The organism is Dendronalium phyllosphericum CENA369 (assembly GCF_016056275.1).
Lineage (GTDB): Bacteria > Cyanobacteriota > Cyanobacteriia > Cyanobacteriales > Nostocaceae > Dendronalium > Dendronalium phyllosphericum.
The window spans coordinates 1-4,902 of record NZ_JAECZA010000152.1 but is presented as its reverse complement, the minus strand read 5'-3'; the positions used below and the strand labels follow the sequence as shown (position 1 = coordinate 4,902).

Annotated in this window: 3 protein-coding genes and 1 CRISPR repeat array; of the genes, 2 read left to right on the top strand and 1 reads right to left on the bottom strand. The window is 37.8% G+C overall.

From position 1 onward, the window contains the following. Positions 1-220 precede the first annotated feature (220 nt). Positions 221-1,551: a CRISPR direct-repeat array (repeat unit 37 nt; unit sequence GTTTCAATCCCTAATAGGGATTAAGTGAAATTTCAAC). Positions 1,552-2,867: 1,316 nt separating this feature from the next. Continuing rightward, positions 2,868-3,278: a response regulator gene (locus I8752_RS21150; protein WP_214434256.1), complete on the top strand. Its 411-nt coding sequence runs from the start codon at positions 2,868-2,870 to the stop codon at positions 3,276-3,278. 773 nt (positions 3,279-4,051) lie between these two features. Beyond that, on the top strand, positions 4,052-4,288 hold the full coding sequence (locus I8752_RS21145) for a hypothetical protein (protein WP_214434255.1): 237 nt from the start codon (positions 4,052-4,054) through the stop codon (positions 4,286-4,288). A gap of 250 nt (positions 4,289-4,538) precedes the next feature. Here the strand turns inward: I8752_RS21145 and I8752_RS21140 are convergent. Beyond that, positions 4,539-4,902 (bottom strand): transposase (locus tag I8752_RS21140; protein WP_214434254.1); only part of this gene is annotated, 364 nt, incomplete at its 5' end.

Here is a 4,902-nt window from a genome sequence, read left to right as displayed (position 1 = left end):
ATTCCTCTTCACGATGCCTCTGCAAGGATTCACATCTGTTAACCCTGTCTAGTTTTACCCTAGCACTTCACCTAACTATGCGGCTTGCTGATGTCGCGCATTTTACCCTCTAGCTATGAGACATTACAGTTACCCGTAATGCCCCTTTGGGCGGGTACTGGCATTGACACTCGCCAGGAGTATTTCTGAGATACTCACTCTCGTCGTGCAACCGATAGTCGCACCAATCCCTCATAGGGAGTTAATGAAATTTCAACAAAGCTTCTGGATATTGTTCGAGGATGCTTGTGTGTTTCAATCCCTAATAGGGATTAAGTGAAATTTCAACATTGTCGTGAGGAAGAAGAAAAGAATTATCAGGTGTTTCAATCCCTAATAGGGATTAAGTGAAATTTCAACGCGACCATTAGTAGACGTAGATGAACCATGTCCAATGCGCGTTTCAATCCCTAATAGGGATTAAGTGAAATTTCAACTTAAAGGAAGGCGTACCAATTGAAAAGATGGAGAGTTTCAATCCCTAATAGGGATTAAGTGAAATTTCAACCAAACTATAAACTTTAGTAGCCTGAGTGCAACAAGTTTCAATCCCTAATAGGGATTAAGTGAAATTTCAACAATATCTTCTGGGGGTTAACTTTGGCAAGTCGAGTTTCAATCCCTAATAGGGATTAAGTGAAATTTCAACCCCCGATCGCAGCACGACTAAAGCGATCGCCTGCTTACCTGTTTCAATCCCTAATAGGGATTAAGTGAAATTTCAACTTTTACAGGAGGGAGTCAATTTCAAAGCAGTCTTTGTTTCAATCCCTAATAGGGATTAAGTGAAATTTCAACAACCCCGCCCCGATCCTTGAGAAAGATCGGTGATCAAGTTTCAATCCCTAATAGGGATTAAGTGAAATTTCAACTTGAGAAGTGTATGTGTCCATGTGGACAGATGCGTTTCAATCCCTAATAGGGATTAAGTGAAATTTCAACATCGCCTTTTTGATTTGTCTATATTTAATTTACTTGTTTCAATCCCTAATAGGGATTAAGTGAAATTTCAACCTTGAGTTAAAGCCAACGAGAGATTTTGAGCATGTTTCAATCCCTAATAGGGATTAAGTGAAATTTCAACTTGCGCTAGCTGCCCACATTTTGAGTCTCACAACGACGGGTTTCAATCCCTAATAGGGATTAAGTGAAATTTCAACATTCAAAGGCGATCGCAAGTCAGACCGTTCTGCTGGTTTCAATCCCTAATAGGGATTAAGTGAAATTTCAACCACTCGTTCTAGCGTAGAAATTCTAGGTACTAGCGTTTCAATCCCTAATAGGGATTAAGTGAAATTTCAACTGTAGCTGTGCATTGCTCAACGTAGAGTAATTGGTTTCAATCCCTAATAGGGATTAAGTGAAATTTCAACGATCGCTCAACCCATTGGTGCGGTAGCTCAAGTTTCAATCCCTAATAGGGATTAAGTGAAATTTCAACCTATTGGTATTCCTGCTTCGGGATGTCCAAAAATGTTTCAATCCCTAATAGGGATTAAGTGAAATTTCAACTGCGGTCGCCTGGAATACAATCTATATTGGGTTTTCAAGGTTCTGTTGCGCGAATGAGGTAATAATAGCATACAAAATTGTTACCCAGTAATCAGCAAATGGCTAAAACCCTTTCTAGACAAGGTGCGCGGCTACTAAAAGAGATATTTTGGTCGCAAGTCTGATGTTAAAAGGGTTTCAAGCTCATTTGCCCAAATTGGATTTCCAACAGCTACCCATCCGCGCCTGAAGGAATGAAAATACTGCTGCGATCGAGGTTTTACCAGCAATACATTTAACTTGAGCAAAACAGCAAGCATACACAAATCATTTGGCAGTAATATCACTTGCGAGTCGCTATATTCCTTTATCTACCGCATTTCTAGTATAGCGATCGCTTTTCTAGTTCAGTCTCCCAGAGCAATTAAAATACTACAAATGCAGACTCTCCAGTAGTTCCCCAGATTAAAATCTGAAGGTTGTACGAAGCTATCCAACTACACTCTCACCATTGCTTGCATTCAAGTCTGGTGCAGCAATCCATGTTATCGCTGATGTAATTGCGATATTATCCCTAAGTTTATATTCGTCAAATCCTTTGTCGAACTTACATTAATCTTAATGTTAAGATAGAATAATCTTGATGTAATAGTACAATTCGATTACTGAATTGCTTGTCTACACGGACTACGCAGAGGAGAAAAGCAGGAATAAAGGTATACCTATGTTTGCAAAAAATTCAGTACTACTCTGATATTTCTGCATTGTATTTGTTTGTAGAATTAAAGATAACTCACAAATAACACATAAGTAAAGAGTGACCAGCGATCGCTCAATAAAACAAATTGTCTCGATCGCTTCTTCAGTGTACATAAAAAAATCTGATGAGTCGTAGCACACTTTTGAGATTTGCGATTATAATTATTTGAATAGTGAAATTGTCGATGAAGTTATCTACAACACATTGTAATTAAATAGTATTTTGCCAAATTTGAATTTAAAAACGTAGATTCGTTGGTGATGAATAGTTTCTCTATCGCTCTTTTTCTAGCGGGGGCTGCTTTTTATCAATTTGCTGATATCAAGGACTTAAGATCGAGAGATAAAAATATCTCGACTCCTAGACAAAATAGATTAGTCTCGACTTTGTTCTCCTCTGAATATAAGCGTCTTGTTACTCACATGAATTTAGTCGCAGTTTGATTGCCACAAGTCACTGTAGAAGCAGAAAAACCTATCACATACATCTATTTTCCTCATCAAGCATTATGAAAAATTGCTGTTGGTTGAAATTGCTGTAATGAGTAAGGTGTGAGAACTACACAAAGGTAAAATAAATGTATAGTCAACCTATCTCTGTTGATGGCTTGCACTTGCTAGTTATTGATGATGATGCTGATACAAGAAAGATCCTTACCATCCTATTTGAAATGGAGGGCGCGGAAATCTTAGCTGTTGGTTCAGTGAATGAGGCTTTAGAAGTATTGTCCTATTTTAAGCCTGATATCCTCATCTCCGATATCTACTTATCGGATGAACTCGGCTACTCACCGCTGACAAAAATTAGAAATCTAGTAGCAGCACAAGGAAAATGGATTCCAGCTATCGCTTTGACGGGATTTGCTTCAGAGATAGAGCGTGCATATGCTTATGTAGTAGGTTTTCAAATGCATATATGCAAGCCTATCAGTTTAGACGATCTAGTATCTGCTGTTGCAAGTTTAGCTGGCTGTAAGCAATTAGTCTAAATACTGACACTCTTTGTTGCACAAAGATTTCTACAATTAAGTTGAGATTTACCTAGGCAAATACGGTCCATCTCTTATCAGTACTACAAGCTCTCGTCCATCTGCACCTAACTCACGAGATAATTATCAATGTGGATTGTTGCTACACTCTGTAATGCGATCGCCTTTATAGTTAAATTATTTAAGTCCTATTTCATTACGCATCTTCTTGTAAACATTACATGGGAATAGCCATTAATGCAACCATTTTGTAAAGTAACTGAAACAGAGATACTTATCTTCTCTTATTAAAATCTTACTTGCAAGATTTTTATCGAGATTAATTAACACGAAAAATATTAAAATATCAATAAAAATAATCTCGAATAGTTATTTTAACTTACGAAATATGAATATTTTGTTACTAATTAATTTGAATCAAGCCTCTTAATTTGTAGCTAAATTTAAAGACTGAGTATCTTATAAAACACGATTGAATAATTAACTACTGTTACTAGCTTTACTTAGAGGGAATAATACAAATAGTTTTAACACAATACTTAGCATTTTTGAGATTTAAGTTTGTTTTTCTTTTTTTACTTGCCAGGTAAGGCTTTGAGGCTTGTTGCTAACTGAAAATTTCAACTTAGTTTGTGTGAAATATAGCATTGACTATTGACAATTAATTAATAATCGAATAACAAGGTGGCAGAATCATTAAAAAAGGCGTTAGTGCATTCTTGCTAGGAGACTCAGTAACGCCCTGCGAAAAAGTTAATACGGATAACATAATCATGCCACAAAATACCGATTACAAAGCTTCCAAATCAGAAAACCAAACTATCGCTTACAAAGAACGTCTTAATTCTTGGGCTATTGCCCGTATACTCCCTGATGCACAACGAGAGATTGTTGCTCGTTTTCGCAGTCGCTCCGATGCAGATGGTTACATGCAGCATCTACGCCAAATGACACCTAGCGCTTCTTTCATGGTTGTTTTTGATTGTCAACGCGAAGAAGCTGTGATTTAAATCAAGCTTTAGCTAAACAGAGGCGATGTCAAAAGACAAGCCTCTGAACATTGAACTTCAAAAAGAAGTCAGAAAAAGGGTAAGGGGTAAGAGGAAAAGCAATAAGAAAAAACCTTTTACCTTTACCTTTTCCCATAAGAGCGCAAAAGTTACTTTTGCTCATAGATTTATTAAACAAAGTTAATAGTTGTTTATATTTATTGTTAAAAAGTTATTAGAGGGTGTTTGAAAAGTTTTGATGGGTCAAATTTTATGCCAATCGCCTGACCATGATCCGGATCATGGCAACGTAGATAAACGTCTGTGATGTTTCGGGCAATAACTGATAATCTCTAACCAATCGCCGACACCCCATAAGCCAACCGAAAGTGCGTTCCCCTACCCAACGTTTTTTGAGCAACACGAATCCCTTGGTTTGTTCTGGTCGTAGCACCACTTGGACAATCCAACGGCAAAAGTCCATCACCCACTGCATGAATGGCTCACCGTTAAAGCCACCATCCACCCAGATGATTGTCAAACGACATCCCTGAGTGCGAGATTGTTTGACCCGTTTGAGAACTTTTTTGCCTCCTTCACGTTCACCTACATTGGCCGCCGTGACCAACACCCGC